The organism is Catellatospora coxensis (assembly GCF_016862635.1).
Classification (GTDB): Bacteria; Actinomycetota; Actinomycetes; order Mycobacteriales; family Micromonosporaceae; genus Catellatospora; species Catellatospora coxensis.
In genome coordinates, this window is sequence record NZ_BONI01000002.1 from 98,705 (window position 1) to 121,590 (window position 22,886).

At 67.8% G+C, this 22,886-nt stretch carries 16 protein-coding genes; 6 read left to right on the plus strand and 10 right to left on the minus strand.

Going from position 1 to position 22,886, the window contains the following annotated elements; all coding sequences use genetic code 11:
- Position 1: 1 nt before the first annotated feature.
- The 6 genes from Cco03nite_RS01860 to Cco03nite_RS01885 are packed head-to-tail and all read right to left on the minus strand — an operon-like array spanning position 2 to position 5,475.
- Entirely contained in the window at positions 2-511 is a 510-nt protein-coding gene (locus Cco03nite_RS01860) for a P-loop NTPase family protein (RefSeq protein ID WP_203688140.1), read from the minus strand.
- Between the two features lie 48 nt (positions 512-559).
- The gene (locus Cco03nite_RS01865) at positions 560-1,594 is read right to left on the minus strand and encodes a CgeB family protein (protein WP_203688141.1); all 1,035 of its coding nucleotides are present in this window, start codon (positions 1,592-1,594) and stop codon (positions 560-562) included.
- Complete coding sequence (locus Cco03nite_RS01870) at positions 1,591-3,294, minus strand: carbamoyltransferase family protein (protein WP_203688142.1); 1,704 nt, start codon at positions 3,292-3,294, stop codon at positions 1,591-1,593. Before Cco03nite_RS01870 ends, Cco03nite_RS01865 begins: the two co-directional genes overlap by 4 nt.
- Complete coding sequence (locus tag Cco03nite_RS01875) at positions 3,291-4,229, minus strand: thymidylate synthase (RefSeq protein WP_239167040.1); 939 nt, start codon at positions 4,227-4,229, stop codon at positions 3,291-3,293. The genes Cco03nite_RS01870 and Cco03nite_RS01875 overlap by 4 nt, the downstream gene beginning before the upstream one ends.
- Positions 4,226-5,203, minus strand: a complete 978-nt coding sequence (locus Cco03nite_RS01880) for an NAD-dependent epimerase/dehydratase family protein (RefSeq protein WP_203688143.1) — start codon at positions 5,201-5,203, stop codon at positions 4,226-4,228. The genes Cco03nite_RS01875 and Cco03nite_RS01880 overlap by 4 nt, the downstream gene beginning before the upstream one ends.
- Positions 5,200-5,475 carry a hypothetical protein gene (locus Cco03nite_RS01885; protein WP_203688144.1) on the minus strand — a complete coding sequence of 92 codons (276 nt, stop codon included), beginning with the start codon at positions 5,473-5,475 and terminating at the stop codon, positions 5,200-5,202. Before Cco03nite_RS01885 ends, Cco03nite_RS01880 begins: the two co-directional genes overlap by 4 nt.
- A 267-nt stretch (positions 5,476-5,742) precedes the next feature.
- Here Cco03nite_RS01885 and Cco03nite_RS01890 point away from each other — a divergent pair, with 267 nt between their 5' ends.
- Positions 5,743-7,179, plus strand: a complete 1,437-nt coding sequence (locus tag Cco03nite_RS01890; RefSeq protein WP_203688145.1) for an NsdA family TPR-like regulatory protein — start codon at positions 5,743-5,745, stop codon at positions 7,177-7,179.
- Between the two features lie 221 nt (positions 7,180-7,400).
- Here the strand turns inward: Cco03nite_RS01890 and Cco03nite_RS01895 are convergent, their stop codons facing one another.
- Complete coding sequence (locus Cco03nite_RS01895) at positions 7,401-8,924, minus strand: ISL3 family transposase (RefSeq protein ID WP_275412000.1); 1,524 nt, start codon at positions 8,922-8,924, stop codon at positions 7,401-7,403.
- A 558-nt stretch (positions 8,925-9,482) separates the two neighbouring features.
- On the opposite strand from Cco03nite_RS01895, the gene Cco03nite_RS01900 reads away from it, so the two are divergent.
- The 5 genes from Cco03nite_RS01900 to Cco03nite_RS01920 all read left to right on the plus strand — a co-directional run bounded on the left by Cco03nite_RS01900 (position 9,483) and on the right by Cco03nite_RS01920 (position 19,102).
- Positions 9,483-15,554 (plus strand): RHS repeat-associated core domain-containing protein, encoded by a 6,072-nt coding sequence (locus Cco03nite_RS01900; RefSeq protein ID WP_203688147.1) that lies wholly within the window; start codon positions 9,483-9,485, stop codon positions 15,552-15,554.
- Entirely contained in the window at positions 15,554-15,937 is a 384-nt protein-coding gene (locus tag Cco03nite_RS01905) for a hypothetical protein (protein ID WP_203688148.1), read from the plus strand. The genes Cco03nite_RS01900 and Cco03nite_RS01905 overlap by 1 nt, the downstream gene beginning before the upstream one ends.
- 462 nt (positions 15,938-16,399) lie before the next feature.
- The gene (locus tag Cco03nite_RS01910; RefSeq protein WP_203688149.1) at positions 16,400-17,590 is read left to right on the plus strand and encodes a TolB-like translocation protein; all 1,191 of its coding nucleotides are present in this window, start codon (positions 16,400-16,402) and stop codon (positions 17,588-17,590) included.
- Positions 17,591-17,744: 154 nt separating this feature from the next.
- A complete protein-coding gene (locus Cco03nite_RS01915; RefSeq protein ID WP_203688150.1) occupies positions 17,745-18,260 on the plus strand; it encodes a SigE family RNA polymerase sigma factor in 516 nt (171 codons plus the stop codon).
- Positions 18,257-19,102 carry a hypothetical protein gene (locus Cco03nite_RS01920; RefSeq protein WP_203688151.1) on the plus strand — a complete coding sequence of 282 codons (846 nt, stop codon included), beginning with the start codon at positions 18,257-18,259 and terminating at the stop codon, positions 19,100-19,102. Before Cco03nite_RS01915 ends, Cco03nite_RS01920 begins: the two co-directional genes overlap by 4 nt.
- 52 nt (positions 19,103-19,154) lie before the next feature.
- On the opposite strand, the gene Cco03nite_RS01925 is transcribed toward Cco03nite_RS01920, so the two are convergent.
- Genes Cco03nite_RS01925 through Cco03nite_RS01935 form a run of 3 tightly spaced genes read right to left on the minus strand, consistent with a single transcriptional unit; the run spans position 19,155 to position 22,875 of the window.
- Positions 19,155-21,233: an alpha-galactosidase gene (locus tag Cco03nite_RS01925; protein WP_203688152.1), complete on the minus strand. Its 2,079-nt coding sequence runs from the start codon at positions 21,231-21,233 to the stop codon at positions 19,155-19,157.
- Complete coding sequence (locus tag Cco03nite_RS01930; protein WP_203688153.1) at positions 21,230-22,051, minus strand: carbohydrate ABC transporter permease; 822 nt, start codon at positions 22,049-22,051, stop codon at positions 21,230-21,232. The genes Cco03nite_RS01925 and Cco03nite_RS01930 overlap by 4 nt, the downstream gene beginning before the upstream one ends.
- Complete coding sequence (locus Cco03nite_RS01935; RefSeq protein ID WP_239167041.1) at positions 22,051-22,875, minus strand: carbohydrate ABC transporter permease; 825 nt, start codon at positions 22,873-22,875, stop codon at positions 22,051-22,053. Before Cco03nite_RS01935 ends, Cco03nite_RS01930 begins: the two co-directional genes overlap by 1 nt.
- Positions 22,876-22,886: the final 11 nt, after the last annotated feature.

Below are 22,886 nucleotides of genomic sequence, written 5' to 3' on the forward strand. Positions count from 1 at the left end.
GTCAGGCTGAGGTGGTGACCTCGCTGAGGAACGCGTTGGCCTGCCTGCGGCTGGTGAATGTCAGCAGCCGGGCGTGCGGGGCGTGCTGGGCGGTCAGCGCGGTGACCTTCGGGCGCATCTGTTTGCGGTAGCCGATGATGTAGCGCACGAAGTTCCAGGTGATCCGGTCGAACACGCCGTCCTTGTGGTGCTGGCCGCCACGGTAGCGCCAGCGGCGCTGCAAGATCCCCCACAGGCAGGTGGCGGCGGGCAGGTCCAGGAAGATCACGGTGTCGGCGGCGGCGAGCCGGATCGGCAGGGTGGAGGCGTAGTTGCCCTCGATCAGCCAGCGCTCGCCGGCGACGAGTTTCTCCTGCTGGGCGGCGAACTCCTCCTGGGGCAGCGGCTTCCAGTTCTCGTCGTAGTACACCGCGTCCAGGTGGGTGACCGGCAGGTCCAGCGTCAGGCCGAGCTGCTTGGCGATGGTCGATTTGCCGCTGCCGCCGCAGCCGATGATGGCGATCCGCTCCATAGCGCTCCAGGTTATTCGACGGGTTTGTCTGAGGCAGGTCGAAGGTGGTCATGTCGCCGACACCACCCGCTCGTGCAGGATGCGCTCCAGCGTGAGCAGCTGCTTGGATACCCGAAACATGTCCAGGTACCGGAGGCAGTCGGTGATCAGCTCGGCGTGTTCGCGAGTGCCTTTGATCTCTCTCAGCCGGTCGCAGATCCGCGCGACGTCGGCGCTGTCGCGTACGTGCAGCTGGTCCGGGGCGAACTTGGCCGCCGAGCGGATGAGCCTCGGGGTGATCGGCAGGCATCCGGCCAGCACGGACTCAAACAGTCGTTGCGTCATGTGCCCGACCGCGGCGTAGCGGCGGGGAAGCAGCAGCACGGTAGCCAGGCTCGTGGCGTGGATTGCCGCGACCGCCTCAAACGGGATCCGGCCGGTGAAGCGCACTTGCGGCCAGGCCGTGGTGTCGGTCCACTTCCCTGCAACGACGTGGGGCCGGGTCGCGGCGGCGGGGGCGAAGAACTGGTCGAACATGGCGTCGCGGTCGTACTGGTTGCCGACGTAGGCAAGGTCCAGGTGCCGGTCAGTTCGGGCCAGTCGCCACGGGTCGGCGGTGTCGAGCGCGTGGTCGCTGACGGGAAAGAGCAGCGACGTCGCTCCAGGGCTCGGGTGCAGCGCGGGCTCACAGACGGCCACGTGGGGCAGCGTGCGCATCGGGTCGTGGGCGGGCAGCCAGCGGTCCTTGTCCCACAGGATCGTGGGGGTGCGCAGGCGGTGGGTGTAGTGGGCGACGAGGTCGGTCTGGCGGTGCAGGTCGCAGGTGTGTCCGGGGGCACCGCACCAGGTGTCGTTGCGGCCGGGGATCGGCCAGCGCCACTCCAGCATGAGCGCGTCGATCTCGGGCAGGCCCGCGTCCCACGTGTAGCGCGGCGGCAGAACGGTGCCGGCCTCGGCGAGGTCGCGGTCGGGCTGGAGGAACACGATGTCGTGGCCTCGGGCGAACAGCGCGTCGATGAGGGTTCTGCGGTGGCTGCGCCCGCCGTCGGGGGTATCGGTGACGCCGGGGCCGAGGAAGCCCCAGAAGCTGTATCCGATCTTCATTTCGTCACCCACCAACCTTCGATGAGCAGGGCGTCCAGGCCCGATTCGGCAAGGCAGTCCAGCGCCATGCTCGGGGTGCCGCACATCGGCTTGCCTTTGATGTTCAGGCTCGTGTTGATCAGGACGGGGTGTCCGGTGATGTCGCCGAATGCCTGCAACACCTGGGCGAGGAACGGGTTGGATGCGGCGGTGACGGTCTGCACGCGGGCGGTGCCGTTGGCGTGGACGATCGAGGGCAGGTGCTTGCGGGCGTGCGCCGTGGCCGGGACCGCGATCGACATGAACGGTGAGGGCTGATCGAGGCAGAAGTAGTCGGCCGCGCGGTGCGCCAGCACCATCGGCGCGAACGGCCGGAACGGCTCGCGGAACTTCACTGTGGCGTTGAGCCGGTCGACCACGCCAGGCTCCAGCGGACTGGCCAGGATCGAGCGGTGACCCAGGGCGCGGGGTCCGGCCTCCAGCGCCCCGGTGAACAGGCCGACGATCTTCCCGTCGGCCAGGTGCCGGGCCAGCAGCCCGGCAGCCCGGTCGACTTTCACGGCGGTCAGACCGGGCCTGGGATGGGTCGGCAGGTTGAGGTTCGGGAAGGAAGGTCCGAGGTAGCAGCGGCCTTCGACACCGGTCGGGATCTTCCCGCTGCTGGCGTGCCACGCGTCGGCAGCCGCGCCGATCGCGGTGCCGGAGTCTCCCGGCGCGGCCGGGACGTGGACCTCGTCGCAGAACCCGGCCTGGGCGATCTTCCCGATGGACACGCAGTTCATCGCCACGCCGCCGCCGACGCACAGCAGCCGGGACTTGCTCATCCGGCGGGTTATCGCGGCGAGGTTGACCATGATCTGCTGGGTGCGTGCCTGCAACGCCGCCGCGAGGTCTGCGTGCACCTGCTCGACCGGGGCGTGCGAGTCGCGCGGCGGGCACGACTGGGCGGCCAGCCGTTGCGAGACTCGCTGATACCGGCTGGACAGCACCCGCAGCGGCAGCAGGCGCGGATTCAGTGTGAAGCCCGAATCGTCGCCTGGGATGGCGCGGCGGATGAGCTGCGCGAACCGCTCGGGGTCACCGCCGGCCGCCAGCGCCATGACGGTACCTTCCTCATCGCCGCGCCGCCAGCCGAGGTGCTCGGTGATCGCGCCGTAGGCGTAGCCGAGCGATGCCGGATCACGCAGCTCGTGCAGGAGCCGCAGCGGCCGGGACGCGCTTGGCAGCCCGTGCCACAAGGTGGTGGTTTGCGTCTCGCCGAGGCTGTCCACGATCAGCACCCCGGCCTCGTCGAAACCCGACGACAGCAGCGCGGTCCAGGCGTGCGCCCGATGGTGCAGGACCGGGTGCAGCTTCGCGTTCGGGAACCGCACGGCCAGCTCCGCCAGGCGGGCGCGGGTGCGCCGGGCGACCTTGACGAAGCTGGCCGCCCGCGGCAGCGCCCGGCCCACGGTGGCCGTGCGCATCAACTGCCCCGGCGTCTGGCGCAGCGCACCCCAGTACCGCTCCGGCCGGAAGTTGTACGCGACCGTGGTCACGCTGGCAGCGGTCAGCCCGGCCTGGTTCAGCAGCCAGTCGATCGAGTGCTGCGGAAACGCCTTCGAGTGCTTGATCCCGTCGAGGCGCTCCTCCTCGCAGAACCCGATCAGCTCCCCGTCGACCAGCAGCGCTGCGGCCGAGTCGTGGGTGTTGGCGCACAACCCGAGAATCACGCTCCTCATGCCGGCACCACCGGAGTCAGATGCTCCAGCCAGGCACGCAGGCTCTGACCGAGCGGCCCGCCGACCTGCGCGGCCGTCGCCCGGCCGCCGTCGCGGTCACCGGCTCGGAAGGCCCGGTAGCACGACATCGTGTTGGCGAAGTCCACCCACAGGCTGCCAGCGGGCAGCGCCTGCACATCCCCACTGATCGTCGCCGCCAGGATCGCGTCCAGGCGCGGCCACGGGGTCGAGATCGGCGCCATCGGCTGCGCCTCGGCCTCGGCGGGCACGAGAGTCGCCTGCTCGAAGTGCTCGGCGTACAGGTGCAGCGAGTCGACCGAGTGCACGTAGTCGCCGAGTTCGACGCCCAGCCAGCCGGCCATCAGCTCCTGGATGAGTGTCGCGGTGAAGATGTCGTAGGGCAGGCCGAGCCACAGGTCGTTGCTGCGCATCGTCGTGTGCATGTTCAAGCGGCCGTCGCGTAGGAAGAACCGGTATCCCAGCGTGCACGGGATGTCCGAACCGCCGCTCAGGTCCCGAGCCGGGTCGAACAACTGCACGACGGCGCGGCGCGAGTCAGGGTCACTGTGCAGCTGCAGGCGCGAGCGGTCGAGCTGGTCGACGCCGTGCCAGCGGCGCATCCGAGGGCCGTACGCCCCGCGCAGCACGCCGCCGTCGGCGTAGCGCTCCAGCGTCCGGTTGAACTCGAAGATCCACGGCTCGTCGGACCCCGAGATGATCCACATGGCCTCCGCGACCGCGAATGCCGCGTTGAGCATCCGCGCCGGAGGAAGGTGGATCAGCCTGCGTCGAGGGTCGGTCAGGCGCAGCTGCGCCCCAAGGATCTCCCGGGTGACCATGCCGCGAGGCCCGGCCAGGCGACCGTGGCGCAGGATGTGGCTGTTGGCAGCGGTGAACAGGCCCGCCGCCGACGAGGCACTGAACATCGCCGTCATCGCGCACTGCCCGACAGCTCGGTGGTGAACGTGCTCACCAGCTCCGCGGGCAGGCCGCGCAGCCACTCGGCCTGACGAGCCAGCCCTTCGCGGATGTCCACCGCGGGCTGGTAGCCCAGCAGTTCGCGGGCCAGCGACAGGTCCGCACGAGTCGCCGGGACGTCACCAGGCTGAGCCGCCACCGCCGTCAGCGGCACCGGACGCCCAGCGACCTCCGAGGCGATGTCGATCGCCTCGATCATCGACACGCTCGCCCCGCCACCGACGTTGATGATCTCCTCTTGAGCGTCGATCTTCGCGGCGGCCATGGTCGCCGCGACGACGTCGGAGACGTAGGTGAAGTCGCGGCGCTGGGTGCCGTCGCCGTACAGGGTCAGCGGAAGACCCGTATAGGCGGCCAGCAGCAGCCTGCCGAAAGCCATGTCGGGCCGCTGGCGCGGGCCGTAGACGGTGAAGTAGCGCAGCGCCACCACCGACAGCGGGTTGTCGTGCCGCCGCGCGTAAGCCAGGCACAACTGCTCACCGGCGAGCTTGGTCACCCCGTAGGGCGACATGGGCCGACAGTCGTCGTCCTCGCCGCTGGGTGCCCGCACCGCTCCGTAGACGCTCGACGAGGAGGCGTACACCACGCGCGAGGTGCGGGCACGCCAGCACGCCTCCAGCAGCCGGTGCGTGCCCAGCACGTTGGCCGTCACATAGTTGCCGAAGTCGTCACCCCAGGAGCCCCGCACACCCGGCTTGGCCGCCAGGTGGAACACGGTGTCGCACCCTGCCACCACCGCGTCCAGCGAATCGCTGGTGAGATCCAGATGCACCGGCATGAACAGCGGCGAGCCCATCAGCTCGCCGACCGTGTCCTCAAAGCGTGGCGGCGCGTAGTCGAGTCCAACCACCTGGACACCATCGCTGACCAGAGCTGACACCAGGTGCGATCCGATGAACCCCGATGCACCGGTGACGAGAACCCGCTTCATCGCACACCCGCCATCGTGCCGCTTGAAGACATCGCAGCGTCGTCGGCGACGTCGGTGTCACGGCCCGACAGCGCGATAACCTTCGGCCGCTGCCGACCAGCCTGCACCGGTGCGAGACCGCACAGCGAAGAGAACACGGTCCGCGCGGCGGTCATGTCCGCCACCGGCAGCGCCTCCAGCACGCGCTCAGGAGTAGCGCGCTCATCACGTCGCTGACCGGGATGAAGAAGCGGTCGCACCTCAGTCAGCACGACCATGAACCGCGGGGACATCGAATATCCTTCCGTCGTCGAACTTCGATGTCCCGACTATCCGAACCTTCACGCCGCGTGGTAACCGTCGCCACGGGAACCCACGTTGACCAAGACCGCCAGGTGTAAGGGGTGCATCTTGGGTACCCAAGGTGTATTCCCCGGGTCACGAAATGCGCATATGCGGCGCAACTGGCGCGACGCCAAATTCAGTCGGCCGCGACGGTATACAGTGCCTACGCTCTATGTTTACGCTGCGTGGACTGTTCCTAGCAGGGGGGTGACGGCGTGGGGGCGCATATCGATCCCGCCTGGTGGCGTGACCCCGGCATGGCCGAGCGGCTGCACAGGCAGGACATCGCAGCCGTCTTCCGCGTACTCAAGAAGCACGGGTGGTCCAACACCCGCATCGCCGCAGTCACCGGCCTCGGCACCCCTCGCGTGGGCGACATCCTCGCCGAGCGGCACCTGGTCCGCACCTACGATGTTCTGGTGCGCATCGCCGACGGACTCGGCATCGAGCGTGGTCTGATGGGGCTCGCTTATACCGCCGAGACGTCAAACACGCAACAGGCTCCCTCCACAGAGGGGGGTGTCACGGTCGACCCCGCTGTAGCAGCACTAAACGAAGACCGAACCTGGGGCCTATCCTGGGGCACAGACGTCAGCTCAACGCTGCGTGTGGTCACCGGGATGTGGGGGGCGGACATGAATCGCCGAGACTTCGTCGTCAACACCGCATTCGTCGGCGGCGGCTTTGCCGGACCCGCCCGCGACTGGCTGCTCGGCTGGCCTGACGCCGACGTCAGCTCCGTCGGGACCGGCCGCAAAGTCGGACAGACCGACGTCGACATGCTCTGGCTGTCATGCCACTCCTTCCAAGAGATCGACCGGCGGATGGGCGGCGGCTACGCACGAGGCAGCCTCGTGCACTTCCTCAACAACGTCGTCACCCCACTGCTGCGCGGTGACTTCACCGAAGACGTCGGCCGTCAACTACTCGCCGTGTCCGCTCGGCTGACCGACATCGCCGGATACTCCGCATACGACGCGCACGAGCAGGGCCTCGCCCAGCGCTACTACATCCAAGCCCTGCGCATGGCACGCTCCGCCGACAACGACGCCCTCGGAGCACACATCTTCGGAGACATGACCCGCCAGTCGTACTACATCGGCGAACTAGACGAAGCCGTGTCCCTCGCACGCGCAGGACAGCAGGCCGCCCAGCGTGCCAGCTCGTGGTTCGGTGTGGCGAGGTGTGCATCACTGGAAGCGCGAGCGCTCGCCATGCAAGGCGACCGCACCAGCAGCCAGGCTGCCATGACACGCGCGGAGAAGGCAATGGCCAAGGCCAACGCTGACGACGAACCCGCATGGATCAAGTACTTCTCGATGGACCAACTCGAAGCCGAGTTCGCTCATGCCGCAGAGGCGCTCGGTCGGCCCCGGGAAGTACTCCGATTCGCCGAACCGGCGCTGGCCGCCGACCGACCCCTCGAACGCCGCAACGTACTCGTAGGCACCACCGCCGCACGCGCCCACGCCGCCAACGGCGACATTGAGAAAGCGGCGCATCTCGGCATCCAGGTATTGGACATGATCGGCGCGATGTCATCCGAGCGAGCGCTGGATTCGGCGAGGCAATTGCGGACGGTTCTAGCCCCCCACGCACGGGGAGCCGCAGCAGAGTTTGCCGCGAAGGCACGAGAGGTTCTGCCCGCGTGACCACCCGCGCAATTTCGGCGTCTAAGTGCTCATTACCGTTAATTCGTCGGGGGTCACGCAGCGGCGGGTAGGGGCGCGTGGGTGGCGAGGCGTTTGAGGTGCGCTTCAAGATCCTTCTTGGTGTATCGCCAGTTGGACGGTCGTGCGCTGTCGCCGCTCCGTGAAGACTGGATCTGGATCTGGCCCAGTTTCATTGATCGAAGCTGGCCCTCGTCAGGATGTCAGGTTGCGAGAAGGACTCGCTTGCGTAGCAAGTCGAAGCTCGCCCGGCCGTACATCTGCCTCTTGAGCATCTTGATCCTGTTCACTCCGCCCTCCACCGCGCCTGAGCTGTAGGGCAGGGTCAGGCCGTTGAGTACCGCCGCGTGGTCGCGCTTCAGCCCGTTCGCGAACGAGTGCAGGTGGGGCAGGTCGTCAGACTGGACCTGGATGATCCATTTGTTGAGGCGCTCGCCGTGCAGGCCGGTCATCATCTCGGCGAAGGCGGTCACGTGTGCGGCGGTGGCCGCGAGGTGCGGGCAGCGGTCGAGCAGTTGTTGGAGCTGCTCGGCCTCGGCCGGTTCGAGGCGTTCGGGTCGGCTCAGCAGCCAGCTGGTGAGCTGCCGGACCTTCGGCAGTGCTGGCCGGGCGGGTGTGTGCGGCAGGTTTCGTAGCGGCTTGAGGTAGCTGCGCAGCGTCGTTGCGGTTCCGCGGTAGCCGAGCTCGCGGATCTCGGCGAACAGCGTGGCTGCATTGGTGCAGCCAGCGCCCCATCGCTGGTGCAGGTAGGGCTTGAAATCGTCCAGGATCCTGGGTCGGCCAGCGCGGGTGGTGACCAGGAGATCCTCGACCTGCTCGGCGCGGACGAAACGGCGCACGGTGCCACGTGCGAGTCCGAGCCGGCGTGCGATGGCCTTTATGCCCACGCCCTGTGCCTGCAGCTGCTGGATCTGCTCGAAGCGCTTTCGGGTCCGTGGCGCGAGCCTGCCGGTCTCGGCCCACACGGCGGCGGCCTCGCCTGCAGCCTGCAGCAACTCTGACTCGGGTGCTGACGGAGGGGGCAGCTCGAGCGGGTCGCCCGACAGGCAGCTGTAGTGGCGGGCGACGGTCTTCTCGACGTGTTCGCCGAGGTTACGCCACAGATGCCGGCGGTCGGCCACCTCGATGGCCGCCGGTGCGCCTGTGCGGACCGCGTCGGCATAGGCGCTGGCGCGGTCGCGGCAGACGACCTCGATCTCCGAACGGCCTTCCAGCCACGCGGCCAGGGTGGCCGCCTGCCGATCTGGCAGCAGGTCGACGGGCCGGTGGGTGTCCAGGTCGATGAGCACGGTGCCGTAGACGTGTCCCCGACGCAGCGCGAAGTCGTCGACGCCGAGCACCCACACTGCCACCGGTGCAGGATCGGGCAACGCACGTATGAGCCGCAGGAGGCTGCTGCGGCTGATGCCAAGGCCGAGATGCCCGCACAGCCGGGCGCCGGCACGCCCGGCCAGAGCCAGCCCGATCTTCTCCAGCGCGGCACGCAGTAGCGGGCTTCGCCTCGCGTACCTACTGGACAGGCCGTCGAGCTGTTCGGCGAAGCGGCGTACCCGGCAATCAGGCTGCTGGCACACGAACAGGCGCACCGTCAGCACGATCACGACCTGACGCCCGCCGACTGCGAGGTCGGCCAGGCGCCGTCGGTAGCGGCCGTGCACCCGGGCCGACAGCTGGCCGCACACCGGACACCGTGCCGTCCGGCCCAGTGGCCTGGCCCGGATCCGCACCTCCGAACCAGCCTGGTCGACACCGTCGACAGAAACGCCAGCCAAGGTACGGCAGCAGAACGTCAAGTCACTGCTCAACGCACCGGAGCACCGTACACATCGGACGAGAACGTCACACGCCAGGGGCAACCTTCGATCAATGGAACTGGCCAGATCCCGTTTTCAAGCGCCGTTGACACGCCTGCGGCCTTTACCTCAACGACCCCACCGCCTGCACCCAACCCCTGACGAATTAACGCCGAGCAGCACTTAGCTACTACTCCGCCGCAGCCGCGTGCCGGTGCGGGTGTCAAGTAACTGTCTGCATTGCGACAGCATGCGATTACGCAGGGTTGTGCCACGGCGCTGCGCTCGAACTCTTGTGCGAATTCAGGCCTGGCGCGCGTAACGGTGAGTGCCGCCCAATTTGTGACCTTGACTATCGACGATCATGTTCATAGCCTCTCCCCCAATTGATCTCTGTCTAGCCTTAGGGGAGGCCAGGTCGTGTCCAGACCGACACCGTTGCTGCCACGTGCAGTGATGAGAAGACGTCCATTCTCGCGTACCACGCTACCTATGATCTTGGCTGCTGTGCTTGTCACGGCAGCCCTTCCATTTATCCCGGAGCCTGCGGCCGCGGTCGCGGCGGGTGAGGGTGCATCGGGCGATCGGTCGGTTCCAGTGTCGGCAGTGAAGCCGAAGGCGGCGCCGACGGTCAAGATGGAGCCCTTCAGCTCACGGCCGGTGCTCTGGCCGTCAGCCGGCTCGGCTGAGGTGGCGATGCCGCTGTCGGCCGACGGGACACGGCGTCTGGCTGGCTCTGCGAATCCGGGCGGCCTGCCGGTCAAGGTGACCCCGGTTGACGACACGGGTGATGTGCTGTCGCGACGTGTGCTGGCTGATATCGATGACCCATCCGACCAGGTCGGTAAGGTCCGGGTCGAGGTGTTGGATCGTGCTACAGCCGATCGTGCCGGGGTCGCGCTAGCCTTGCGCCTGTCCCGTGCCGACGGTGCTGGCGTCGCCGGCCGGGTCCGGATCGATGTCGACTACACGGCTTTCCGCGACGCGTACGGGGCGGACTGGGACTCGCGGCTCAAGCTCGTAGCACTACCGGACTGCGCACTGCAAGCGCCAGACTGCGCCGCACCTGTCGATCTTGGCTCGGTGAACAACGCCCGCACCGGTGTGCTTTCCGCCGAGGTGGCCGTGACGACCAAATCTGTGGCGCCGACCAGTGCTGGCTCCTTGGCCGGCAGTGGTGACATGGTGATCGCGTTGGTCGCAGGTGAGGCGTCGTCGGACACTGGCGACTTCTCGCAGACGGACCTCAAACCCTCCTACTCGTGGGCAGCAGGCGCGCAGTCGGGTGACTTCACCTGGTCTTATCCGATCGGTGTTCCGCCTACGCCGGGTGATCTGACCCCAGAGGTTTCGCTGAAGTATGGCTCTGGCATGGTGGACGGGCAGACGGCCGGCACGAACGTGCAGCCTGGCTGGCTGGGTGAGGGATGGTCGTACTCGCCCGGCTACATCGAGCGCTCGCACCGCGCGTGTAAGCAGGACGATGGGCACACTCACCACTGGGCGACGCAGACGGCGTGGGAAGCCGACAAGTGCTGGCGGGTGCAGAATGCTCGGATCATGTGGAACGGCCGCTCGACGGAGCTGATCCCCGGCGCGGACGGGGTGTGGCGGCTGGCCGACGACGACGCCACCAAGGTCGAGCTGATCTCGGACAGTGGCACGAGCATCACGCAGAACTGGAACAACGAGCGGTGGAAGGTGACCACGCTCGACGGCACGCAGTACTTCTTCGGCCAGTCGTTCGTGCCTGGCACCACGACGCGGACGAACTCGGTACAGGGCGAGAAGATCATCGGCAACGACACCGGCGAGCCCTGCTTCTCCACGACATCAGTGGCGGCGTCGACGTGCTCCGTGGCGTACCGGTGGCTGCTGGACTACGTGGTCGACCGGCATGGCAACTCTTTGCTGTACCACTACACCAAGGAAGGCAACAGGCAGCGGATCGCGGGCTCGACGACAGCTACCGGCCCCTACGACCGCTCGGCGTACCTGAACCGCATCGACTACGGCCTGCGGGCCGGCAGCGAGGCCACGACAACGGCCCCGGCACGGGTGCTGTTCACACCCGGTGACCGGTGCTTCACCGCCTCCTGTGCTACGCACAACAACACCAACTGGCCCGACACGCCATGGGACCTCGACTGCACGGCGGCCCCGTGCGGGCTGGCGAACTTCTGGTCGACCAAGCGGCTGCAGAAGATCGAGACGCAGATCTGGACCGGCACGGGCACCACCTACACCACGGTGGACAAGTTCGACCTGGGCGGCTCGTTCCCCACAACGGGTAACGGCACCGACCCGGTGCTGTGGCTGACCGGCATCACCCGCACGGGCCAGGGCTCCGGTACTCATGTCGAGGGCGGCAACATCGCGCTGCCAACGGTGACGTTCGTTGGGTCGGCGAAGCTGAACCGGGCCGACTACGACCCGAACGGCACCATGGCGGCGCCGATGAAGTACCGCATCGACCGGATCGACACCGAGACCGGCGGGCAGATCCTCGTAACCTACGAGGCGACGGACACCGGTTGCCAGTTCGGCTCCGCGTTCCCGGACCCGGACAACAACACCAAGCGCTGCTTCCCTCAGTACTACTACCCGCAGCAGGCCCCGCCGGGCTGGTCGTGGTGGCACAAGTTCATCGTCAAGAAGGTCGTCGAGAAGGACCTTGTCGGCGGTTCACCCGACGTGGAGCACAACTACGCGTACACGACAACAGGCTCGTCGTCGGCGGTGCTGTGGCACCATGACATGGCCGAGGTGTTCTCGGCGACGATCGGCTACCGCACCTGGGGTATGTGGCGGGGCTACTCCACCGTCACGACGACGACCGGCCCGACCTCAGGCACGCGGTCGCAGACGGTGACCCTGTACGGGCGGGGCATGCACGCCGACCGCACCGACGCCGGTAACGGCACCCGCGTGGTGAATGTGACCAACAGCCTCAGCGAGACCCGCGCCGATGATGACTACCTGGCCGGGCGCAAGCTGGAGGAGACCGTTCTCGACGGGGCAGGTGGCCAGGCCCTGACGCGTACGCTGTGGGACTACGAGGGCACGAAGACCGGCGAGCGCACGTGGAACGTGACCGATCTTGGCGGGTCTGCTCCGACGCAGTCATGGCGGGCGTTGAACACCCGCCAGCGTGAGCGCACATGGCTTTCTGCATCGGGCACGTGGCGGGAGCGTCCCATCGTCTACTCCCACGACGCTTATGGACAGGTCGCAACGGTCGAGGACCAGGGTGACGCTGCCGTTGGCAACGACACGGTGTGCACGAAGACGACCTACGCCTACGACACCACCAAGCACCTGATCGCGTTCCCGATCCGGGAGCAGGCGTTCAAGGTCGGCTGCGCGGCGACACCGTCGTATCCGAGCGACGCGTTGTCGGAGACCCGCAATTTCTACGACAACGGGACCACCTATACCACAGCGCCTACCACGGGGAATCTGACGAGGGTGGACGTCGCGAAGTCGTTCACCGGCAGCACTCCCGATCTGATCACCACGTCGAAGGCTGGTTACGACTCCTATGGCCGCACGACCTGGGTCAAGGACGGCCTCGATCGGCAGACTACGACCGAATACACGCACACCAACGGCCTGCTCACCGCCACCAAGGTGATCAACGCGATCTCGCCGGTCGGGCACGACGCCGATACGGTCATCGACGCCCAGCGAGGCCTGCCGATCACGGTTACCGACCCGAACGACAAGGTCACGACCGGACGCTACGATGCGCTCGGCCGCTTGCGGAAGGTATGGCGCCCAGGCCACCTGACCAGTGGCATGCCTGACGCCGAGTACGTGTACTCGGTCACCAAGACCGCGACAACGCACGTGCAGAGCTTGGTGCTGGGACCGAACGGCAACCAGGTCCCGGCTTTCGAAATCTACGATGGTCTGCTGCGCAAGCGGCAGTCCCAGACGACCGCACCGAACGATGGCAAGCGGGTCGTCACCGACACTATCTACGACGGCCGGGGTCTCGTGGCGAAGGCGTCGGTGTACTACAACAGCGCCTCGGCACCGACCTCGACGCTGGTCACGGCCGCAGACACAGCAATCGACGAGCAGACCCGCTACATCTACGACGGCGCCGAGCGGGAGACCTCAGCCGAGACGTGGTCGCTGAACGTGTACAAGTGGAAAACCACCAACGTCTACCAGGGCGACCGCGTTGCCACCGTCCCGCCGACCGGCGGCACGACGGTGCAGGACCGCACCGACGTGCGAGGAAAGGTGGTGGAGAAGCGGCAGTTCCACGTCAACGGTGACCTGTCCGGTGGCTACGACAGCACCAGCTACGGATACAACCTGCGCGGCGAGCTCGTGGCCGTCACCGATCCGGCGGGCAATGACTGGAGCTACAGCTATAACCTGCTCGGCTGGCAGAACCAGTCCGTCGACCCCGACGCGGGCACCACGTACAAGACCTACGACAACGCCGGGCAGCTGACCAGCACCACCGATGCCCGCAACCAGAAGCTGTACTACACCTACGACAACCTCGGCCGCAAGACCGAGGTCCGGCAGGACACCCCGACCGGGACGCTGCGCGCGTCATGGGTGTACGACACGGTGGCCAAGGGTCAGCTGACAAGTGCCACCCGCCACGACGGCGGCCTGGCCTACATCAGCTCGATCGGCGCATACGACGACGGATACCGGCCGCTGTCGAACACCGTGACCATTCCCGCTTCGACCGCCAACGGCGCACTGGCCGGCACCTACACCACCACGACCGCGTACAAGACCAACGGCGCGGTCGACACCGTGACTATGCCTGGCATCGGAGGCCTGCCCGAGGAGACAGTCACTACCACCTACACCGACCAGGGTCTTCCCTCCACCATGATCGGCGACGACTCCTACGTGGCGGCGACGACCTACCGGTGGAACGGCGCGGTCAAGCAGACCAGGCACGGCGACTATGGCAAGCGCCTACGAATCGACCGATCGTTCGAGGCGTCCACCAGCAGACTGCTCGTCCTTCAGGTCGACACGGAGACACCGGGCAGCCCTAACACCTACGACGACCGCTACACCACCTCGTTCGGCTACGACCAAGCAGGCAACGTCGCCGCGATCGCGGGCAAGACCGCTGGCGTGCGTGACCAGGTCGAGTGCTTCCAGTACGACTACCTCCGGCGCATGACCAAGGCATGGACCGAAGCCAGCTGGGCCTGCAACACCCCTCAGCGCACCGGCGCAGACCCGTACTGGCGCGAATGGACCTTCGACACGGTAGGCAACCGCCTCACTCAGACGGAGAAGGACTCGGTTGGCGGTGACACAACCTGGAACTACACCCACCCCACCCCGGGCGGGGCACAGCCGCACACCCTGACGAGCGTCACTGCTAGCGGGCCGCTCGCCAGCACACCGACGAGGTCGTTCACCTACGACGCCGCGGGTAACACCCTCACCCGCACGGCTGAGACCGGAGATGCGCAGACGCTGACCTGGGACCCCGAAGGACACCTCGCCACCCTCACGCAAGGCGCCGACTCCACGTCGTACCTCTACGACGCCGCAGGCAACCGGCTCATTGGCCGCGCGCCCGGTAAGACCACCCTGTACCTCGGCGGAACCGAACTCGAACTGCTGACATCCGGCGGCTCACCACTCGGCACCCGTTACTACAGCGCCCATGGACAGACAGTCGCGTCCCGCAGCGCTGCTGGTTTGACCTGGACCTGCTCAGACCACCACGGCACCCAACTTGTCCAGATCGACCCCATCACGCTTGCCGCGACTCGGAATCGCACCATGCCCTATGGTGAGACTCGCGGAGTTCAAGGCGCCTTCGTCGGCTCCAAGGGCTTCATCGGCGGAACGGCGGACGCGTCGGGATTGACCCACCTCGGCGCTCGTGAGTACGACCCCAGCCTTGGTAGGTTCATTTCGGTTGACCCGATCATGGACCTGAGCGACCCACAACAGTGGAACGCCTACGTATACAGCCACAATAATCCAGCCACATTCAGCGACCCCACCGGGTTAATAGAATGTGGCGACGACAAATGTCTCTACACTTCAACTATCTCCCGAGACGGCGAATATCGGATCATTGAGGACAAGCGCTCTCCGGATCCGAAGAACCATACGAAGACGAAGCAGAAAATCAGTAAACCAGCGTCAAAATCGGGCACCATCAAGCTCGTAGGTAATCCCAGCCCCTCACCGACGCCGCCGGGTCCGGTCTACAACTGCCACGGGCCTGGAACTTGCACCGGCCCAGGCCAGTCTGGCTCGACTTACAACTGCTATGACGGCGCCTGCGGCGAATCGGGGGGTGAAACCAAGGAAGAGCCGACGTTTTGGTCAGATATAGCGGAGTTGGGTGCAGGGTTCACCCTGGGATTAGCCATCGGCGGCGTTATCTGCAATGATCCAATTGCATGCGTCCTCTTCGGAGTCGAAGGAGCTGCTGCCGTCGCCATCTTTGGCGTGCTGGTTGTCGCAGGTGGGCAAATGTACCGCGATATTTTCGGGGACGGAGTTACAAACCCGGTGTTAGAGCCTATCAAAGCTATTATGGAGTGGTTCTGATGAACCATCCGAGGAGCGGGGCAATCGAGGCGCTGTTGGTGGTTATCACCGTGTGCCTATTGTTGGCCGCCGGCGTCAGTGGGATCGGCGTGGCCATTGTCGCCATCGCCGTATTTCTCGCCGTCCAGTTCCTTCGGGCGAGGGGGGGATCTGGTAGGGCACCTAAAGCGTCCGAGTGGATAGCGTTCCTCGCCCGGCTTGTGGTCACTCTGGCTGCGCTTGTCGCGTTCGTGATCGCTGGCATGTGGCTTATGAACTCATCCGAAAATTTTCAGATCCTTGTACTGCTAGTACTTTTCTATGTGACCGTAACGCCGCGCCTTCGTCGCCTCTTCGGATCACCGGCTGAATCGTCGGCAGGTAAACTGATTGGAGATAAGTAAGTGGATGTGAAGCGGGCACGGCCGTACTAGCCGGGCATGCGATACCGCGCTGATGAGTGAATGACGTTGCCCCGGCCCTCACCTTCAAGGTCGGGGCAGGGGCAACTTTATTCACTTGCTAACGTCTGCCGCAGATGACCAGGTATAAGTATGGTATAAGTACCGGCAGGAGCCCTCGATTCGTTTGGCTCCTGCCGCCGCCTTTGCCAGTCGAGGTCATGCCGAGTACCTCCATCTGTAAGAGCAGCTTGAACATAGGCTGCAGGCCGCTTTCCTGATGTCAGGGCTACGGCGTTCGGGCCTCTGGGCCTGTCCTCTGACGCTAATGCGATCTCGTTGTAACTGGATAAGCGCCGTCAATACATTCCATGGGAACTGCACCGAAGGAGCTGTCTCTCGTGAGGGATATCGCCTACCAACGGCTTTTTTCGACCCTGGACTACCGTCAAGAGCCAGACCAGCGTGGCGCTGGGCCACCTGCGCCGCGCGCTGCCGCTGTTCGCCGAACAGGCCGGCCAGTACGCCGACGCGAACGCCGCGGTCGCGACGGCCGGCCGGCGACGGGCGCGGCGCACGGCCGTGGTCGCGGCGCTGGCACTGGTGCCGCTCGCCCTCGGCCTGGCCGTCTACGCGACGCTCGGCCCGGCGAAGGTCCCGCCGCCGCTGACCGGCTCGCCCTCGCCGACCCCGTCACCACGCCCGTCGCTGGTCGCGCCGCTCGGCTCACCGGCGCTGCCGACCAGCGTGCCGGCGGCCGGGGCGGTGCTGCCCGACCTGCCGAAAGATCGCGGGGTGGGGCCCGCCTCGCTGCTTCGCACGAGCTACGCCCGCGGGGTGATGACGGTGCAGATCGCGGCCACGTCAGGCTGGTACCGGCTGCTGATAACCAACGACGAGAACGACGTGCCCTCGCTCTGGCTGTCGCCCGACGGCCGCTGGCTGACCTGGACCGAGCCGGACGGGCGGACCGTGCTGCGCGACCTGACCGGCACCTCCCAGCGGCGTCTGGCCGGCCGGCCCGTCGCCTGGTCCCGTTCCGGTGACTGGATCATCATCGATGTTCCGTACCCGGCGAAGTCCTACGGGCTGCGGCTCGTTCCGCTGGCCGGCGGCAAGGAGCGCGCGCTGGACGGCAACGGCCGGTGGAGCGACGTCAAGGGCGTGCTCGACACCGGCGAGGTGCTGCGCGGCACCGACGACCAACCCGGCAAGACCGCGTTTTCGCTGTCGCTGACCGATCCGGGCACCGGCCGTTCCCGCCGCATCGACGTCGACGTCTCCGCCCTGCTGAAACCGGACGACCACGTGCTCGGCCTCGCGGACCTGCCCGTCATCGTGCCCGTCACCGGCAGCACCGCGGCGGTCCTGGTCTTCACGACCGAAGACCGCGGGCACCGCGCCACCTACGTCGAGTTCTCGCTGCTGGACGGCACGGCGATGCACCGGATCGACCTGTCCGGGCACCGCGGCTCGGCCGAGATCTCGGCGTTCCCGTGCCTGCAGGGCCGCGATCTGATCTGGAGCGACGGGAAGGTGCTGCGCCACGCCGTGTTCGGGACGACGACCGGCGGTGCCGCGCTCGAACTGCCCGCCGACGGTTTCGCCTACCACCTCGCCGGCTGCCGCCGGGAGGCCGGATACCGGAAGGACTGACACCACTCCTGCCCTGTGGCGGCACCCGCTGGATGGTGGGTGCCGCCGACGCTTGCGAAGACTCGGCTGCGGGCCCCGCGAATACCGGGACCCGCATGACATAGTGACGCCTCCCCGGGCGCGTGTTGATGGGTGACACGAGGGAGGAACCTGAATGGACGAGCTCGCCGAACGGGAGTTCCGGGAGTACGTGGCGATGCGGCAAGGGGCCCTGTTCCGCGTCGCCTACCTGCTCACCGGGCATCAACAGGACGCCGAGGATCTGCTTCAGGTGACGCTGACGAAGCTGGCGCTGCACTGGCCCAGAGTGCATCGAACGGGGTCACCCGACGGGTACGTCCGCAAGATCCTGTATCGGCAGCACATCAGCGTCTGGCGGGGCCGCCGGAACCGTCGCGAACACGCGATGGAACTGCTGCCCGAGCGGGGAGCGGTCGACGATCCGGCGGGTGAGGCGGTGCTCCGGTTGGCGCTGGCCCGGGTTCTCAACGAGCTGACCCGCAAGCAGCGGGCCGTGGTGGTCCTGCGCTACTACGAGGACCTGCCCGAGGCCGAGGTGGCCGCACTGATGGGCACCTCGATCGGCACGGTGCGCAGCCAGGTTCATCGGACGCTGACCCGCCTTCGTGTGCTGTGTCCGGAGCTGATCTACATCGAGGAGCCAGCATGAATACACCACCCGAACCCGAGCTGAGAGCTGCCATGCAGCGGCTGTCGGAGGTCGCCGGGCCGGCGGACCTCGCCGATGCGGCGTTGCAGGGCGCGAAGGGCATGCGGCGCAGGCGCGGTGCCCTGACGGCGCTGGCCGCCGTCGCCGCGGTCGCGGCGCTGACCGTCCCGTTCACGATGCGGGGCACGCCGCCTGCTGCCGCGCCGGGGATCGGCATCGACCTACCGGTCGGGGCTGCCGCGTCGCCGCCTGTCGCTGGTGAGTGCGAGACCGCGCCCATGGTCAACCCGACGACGAAGGAAGTCGCGGCCGGGGACTGGCCGCAGTATGTGCGAACGGTCCTGGACCTGCTGCCCGACCGGGACGACTATGTCGTGCAGAACGCCTATGACCTGTGCAACCCGGGCCAGCCGGACATCTCCAACGCCTACACCGTGATCAACCTTGGCCACCAGCGCGAGTACGGGCACCTGACCGTGAACCTGTTCGTGCACGAGACCTCCCCGTGGGTGCCGGGCTCCTGCGCAGACCTAAACGTGATCGCCGCGGCCGGGCTGCAGCCCCGGGACGTCGTGTTCTGCGAGGACGGCGGCGGCGCGTCGCCCTTGCTCTACGGGCTGTCCTACGCCGGCACCTCCCTCACCGTCGGAGCCGTGTACGCGGATCACCGTGCGGTGGTCATGGAGCGCGACGCGGCGGCCTCGGTGATCAGCGTCGAGCAGCTGAAGCAGGTGGTCTCCAGTCAGGAACTGCTGAGCCTCGTCCCGGTGACGGACGGCCCGCTGCCCACCACGGCGGCACGGGGGCCGGAGGTCAAGGCGAGCTCGGCGCCGACGCGGTGACGGAGGGGGCGATCACCGGCGGGATTCCCGCGGGTGCTCGCCCCTGCGGTCCTCAGCGCCGGTGCAGCACGATCAGTTCCGCGTCGTGCTCGGCGGTCCACTGCGCCGGCAGGCCGACGGCGGTCAGGTGGCTGCCGGAGTACTCCTGGCCGTCCTGGGTGCGGTAGACGTCCCGGCGGCCGAGGCCGCGCAGAGGCAGGCGCAACGGCCGTGACGGCAGCAGGCCGGGTCCGTCGAGCTTCCCGGTGTGCCAGGCGAGCACGACCACCGTCGCGCCGTCGGGTGCGGTGTACTGCACGGCGCAGCGTGCCCGGTCCGGACCTCCGATGAGGTGCACCTCGCCGCGTTGGACCACGTCGCGGATCTGCTTGTACCGGGCGATCCACGTCGCCGCTTCGGCGCGCTGCCCCTCGTCCCAGTGCCGGATGTCCGCGCCGATGCCGAGCACGCCCGCCATGGCGAGCACGAACCGGAACGCCAGCGAGCGGGGCCGCGGGTCGAACAGGCCGGGCGCGTCGGTGACCCAGGAGCTGAGCAGGTGCGGGGCGTTGGCGTGCAGGAACCCGTGCTGGATGGCGAGGCGGTCGAGCGGGCCGGTGTTGTCGCTGGGCCAGACCACGTCGGCGCGGGCGGCCATGGCCAGGTCGGTGCGGCCGCCGCCGCCCGCGCAGGCCTCGATGATCACGTCGGGGTGGTCGTGGCGCAGCTGCTCGTAGATGCGGTGCAGGTTGGCCACGTGCGCGCCGTCGAGGTCGACGGGCGCGGCGGCCCCGTGGCGGCCGGGTTCGGTGCGGGGGCGGTTGAAGTCCCATTTGAGGTAGCCGATGTCGTGGCGGCGCAGCAGCCCGTCGACGGTGCCGTGCACGAACTCGGCGACCTCGGGCCGGCCGAGGTCGAGCAGGAGCTGGTTGCGCACCAGGGTCTGCGGGCGGCCGTCGACGGCGTACACCCAGTCGGGGTGTTCGGCGTACAGGCGTGAGGCGGGGCTGACGCATTCGGGTTCGACCCACAGGCCGAAGGTGAGTCCCATGGCGCGGATCTCGGCGATGAACGTGTCGAACCCGTCGGGGAACTTGGCCTCGTCGACGGTCCAGTCGCCGAGCCCGCCGCGGTCGTCGTGGCGGCCGATGAACCAGCCGTCGTCGACGACGAACGCCTCCGCGCCGATGTCGGCGGCGGTGCGCGCCAGGGCGAGCTGGTTGGCGGCGTCGACGGCGAATCCGGTGGCTTCCCAGGAGTTGTAGAGCACGGGCCGGATCCGGCCGAGCCGGTCGCCGGCGAGTTCGCGCTGGTAGGTGTGCCAGACGCGGGCGAGGCCGTCGAGTCCTTCGTCGCTGTACGCGCCGGCGGCGACCGGGAGCGTGAGCTTGCCGCCCGGGGGCAGTTCGAGCGGGCCGTCGGCGAGGTGGCGGCCCGCGGTGACGCGGGTCAGGCCGCCGGTGTCGCGCTGCGCGGCGATCTCCCAGGAGCCGGTCCAGGCCAGGGCGACGCCCCAGGCGGGGCCGGTCTCGTCGGCGCGGTCGCGGACGGCGAGCCAGGGCACGAACAGGTGTCCGGGCACGCCTTGCGCGCTGCCGACGGTGAACCGGCCCTGGCCGAGGTCGACGTGGTCGAGCTGGAACTCCTGCGCCCACTGGCCCCACTGGTAGCTGATCCGCGCGCCGTGCGGGGTGGGCATGTTGAAGGCCGCGGACGCGGCCTGGACCAGGCGCAGCGTGGTGTCGCCGGGGTTGTGCAGCTCCGTCCACCGCTCGACGACGTCGGTGCCGTCGGCGATGCGGTAGCGGTGCTCGGCGCGCAGCCCGGTGACCGGGTCGGTGAACAGCACGCGCAGCTGCCGCTCGTCGCCGGTCGCCTCCTGGAAGTCCCAGGACACGCGCCGGTCGCCGGTCGGCAGCTCGACGACGAGTTCCGCGCCGGCGAAGGGGCGTACGGCGTCGGTGGCGTATTCGACCGGGGCGTAGTCGCCCGCGGTGAGGAACGGCGTCGGCCCGGTGTAGGCGACCGGTGACGGGCCTTCGCCGACGCCGTGCGGGCCCCAGGCGACCAGCTCCAGCCAGCGGCCGTGCTCGGGCACGGCGACGGTGTACTCGGTGTGCGCGCCGCGCAGGGTCCACTGCCGGTTGCTCATTTGACTGCTCCGATCGCCAGGCCCGAGATGAAGTGGCGCTGGAAGGCGAGGAACACCGCGACGGTCGGCACGGCGGCGATGACCGTCCCGGCGGCGATCACGCTCCAGGACGACACGAACTGGCCCTGCAGGCCCAGCAGCGCCGGGGTGACGGGCATGGTGGCCTCGGTGCGGACGACGGTGATCGCCCACAGCAGGTCGTTGAAGATCCAGGTGAACGACAGCGCGCCGAGTGCGGCCAGGGCCGGCCTGGTCAGCGGCAGGATGACCCGGGTGAAGATCTGCCCGACGCCGGCCCCGTCGATGGTCGCGGCCTCCTGGATCTCGTTGGGCAGGTCGCGCATGAAGCCGTGCAGCACGAAGGTGTAGAAGCCGAGGCCGAAGCCGACCTGCACGGCGATGAGCGCCCACAGGGTGTCGTACAGGCCGGTCAGCTCGCTGAACTTGCTGACCGGGATGAGCACGATCTGCGGTGGGAGCAGGTTGCCGGCGAGCATCAGCAGCAGGATGGTGCGCCGGCCGGGGATGCGGTACCGGCTCAGCGCGAAGGCTCCCATCGCGCCCAGGCCGAGGCTGAGCAGGACCGCGGGCACGGTGACCAACAGGCTGTTGATGAGGGCCTGCAGCTGGCCGCCGTCGGTCCACGCCTGCCGGTAGGTGTCCAGGGTGAACGAGTGCGGCAGGCTGCCGACCCCGTTGGCGGCGATGTCGTCGAAGGTGCGGGTGGACAGGACGACGACCCAGATGATCGGGCCGAGCCACAGCAGCGACACCATGGTCATGGCGGCGTGGTAGCCGCCGGTGCGCAGTCTGCTCATCATGACTCCTCCCGGAAGGCGCGGACCAGGTAGCCGATGATGACCACGAGCGCGAGCAGGAAGATCACCACGGCGATCGCCGAGCCGTAACCCAGGCGCAGACTCTGGAACGCGGCCGAGTACATGTAGGTGCTCAGCAGTTCCGAGGAGTGGTACGGGCCGCCGCGGGTCAGCGACCAGACGATGTCGAACGAGCGCAGCGAGTCGATGACGATGACCGACAGGATGACCGCGTTGACGCCCTTGAGCTGGGGGACGGTGACGTGCCAGAGCCGCTGCCAGCTGTTGGCGCCGTCGACCTTCGCCGCTTCGTGCACGGCCGGGTCGACGGCCTTGAGACCGGCCAGGTAGAGCACCATGATGTAGCCGATCTGCCGCCACAGCGACGGGATGATCACGGCGTAGAACGCGGTCTCCGGGTCGGCCAGCCAGGGCCGGATGAGGTGTTCGAGCCCGACCGCGGTCAGCACCTGGTCGACGAGCCCGTCGGGCTGGTAGAAGACCCGCCAGACGAGCGCCGTGACGACCAGCGAGAACACGACCGGCAGGAACAGCGCGGCGCGGTAGATGCCGACCCCGCGGCGCTCGCGCTGCAGGGCCAGCGCCATGCCGAAGCCGCCGATGACGGACAGGCCGCCGAAGAGCAGCAGCCACAGGACCGTGTTGCCGAGGGCGCCCCGGAAGACCGGGTCGCCGGCCAGCTCGACGTAGTTGTCGAAGCCGACGGGTGCCGGGGCGGACAACCCGTCCCACCGCGTGAACGAGAAGAAGACCCCTTGGATCGCGGGCCAGAACACCCAGATGCTCTCGACCACGAACGGCACCAGAACGAAGG

Coding starts and splice junctions, on each gene's coding strand:
- Cco03nite_RS01915 (WP_203688150.1), top strand. CDS start 17,745: ATGGACGAGCTCGCCGAACGGGAGTTCCGGGAGTACGTGGCGATGCGG.
- Cco03nite_RS01870 (WP_203688142.1), bottom strand. CDS start 3,294: ATGAGGAGCGTGATTCTCGGGTTGTGCGCCAACACCCACGACTCGGCC.
- Cco03nite_RS01925 (WP_203688152.1), bottom strand. CDS start 21,233: ATGAGCAACCGGCAGTGGACCCTGCGCGGCGCGCACACCGAGTACACC.
- Cco03nite_RS01920 (WP_203688151.1), top strand. CDS start 18,257: ATGAATACACCACCCGAACCCGAGCTGAGAGCTGCCATGCAGCGGCTG.
- Cco03nite_RS01860 (WP_203688140.1), bottom strand. CDS start 511: ATGGAGCGGATCGCCATCATCGGCTGCGGCGGCAGCGGCAAATCGACC.
- Cco03nite_RS01905 (WP_203688148.1), top strand. CDS start 15,554: ATGAACCATCCGAGGAGCGGGGCAATCGAGGCGCTGTTGGTGGTTATC.
- Cco03nite_RS01930 (WP_203688153.1), bottom strand. CDS start 22,051: ATGAGCAGACTGCGCACCGGCGGCTACCACGCCGCCATGACCATGGTG.
- Cco03nite_RS01900 (WP_203688147.1), top strand. CDS start 9,483: ATGATCTTGGCTGCTGTGCTTGTCACGGCAGCCCTTCCATTTATCCCG.
- Cco03nite_RS01865 (WP_203688141.1), bottom strand. CDS start 1,594: ATGAAGATCGGATACAGCTTCTGGGGCTTCCTCGGCCCCGGCGTCACC.
- Cco03nite_RS01885 (WP_203688144.1), bottom strand. CDS start 5,475: ATGTCCCCGCGGTTCATGGTCGTGCTGACTGAGGTGCGACCGCTTCTT.
- Cco03nite_RS01875 (WP_239167040.1), bottom strand. CDS start 4,229: ATGACGGCGATGTTCAGTGCCTCGTCGGCGGCGGGCCTGTTCACCGCT.
- Cco03nite_RS01880 (WP_203688143.1), bottom strand. CDS start 5,203: ATGAAGCGGGTTCTCGTCACCGGTGCATCGGGGTTCATCGGATCGCAC.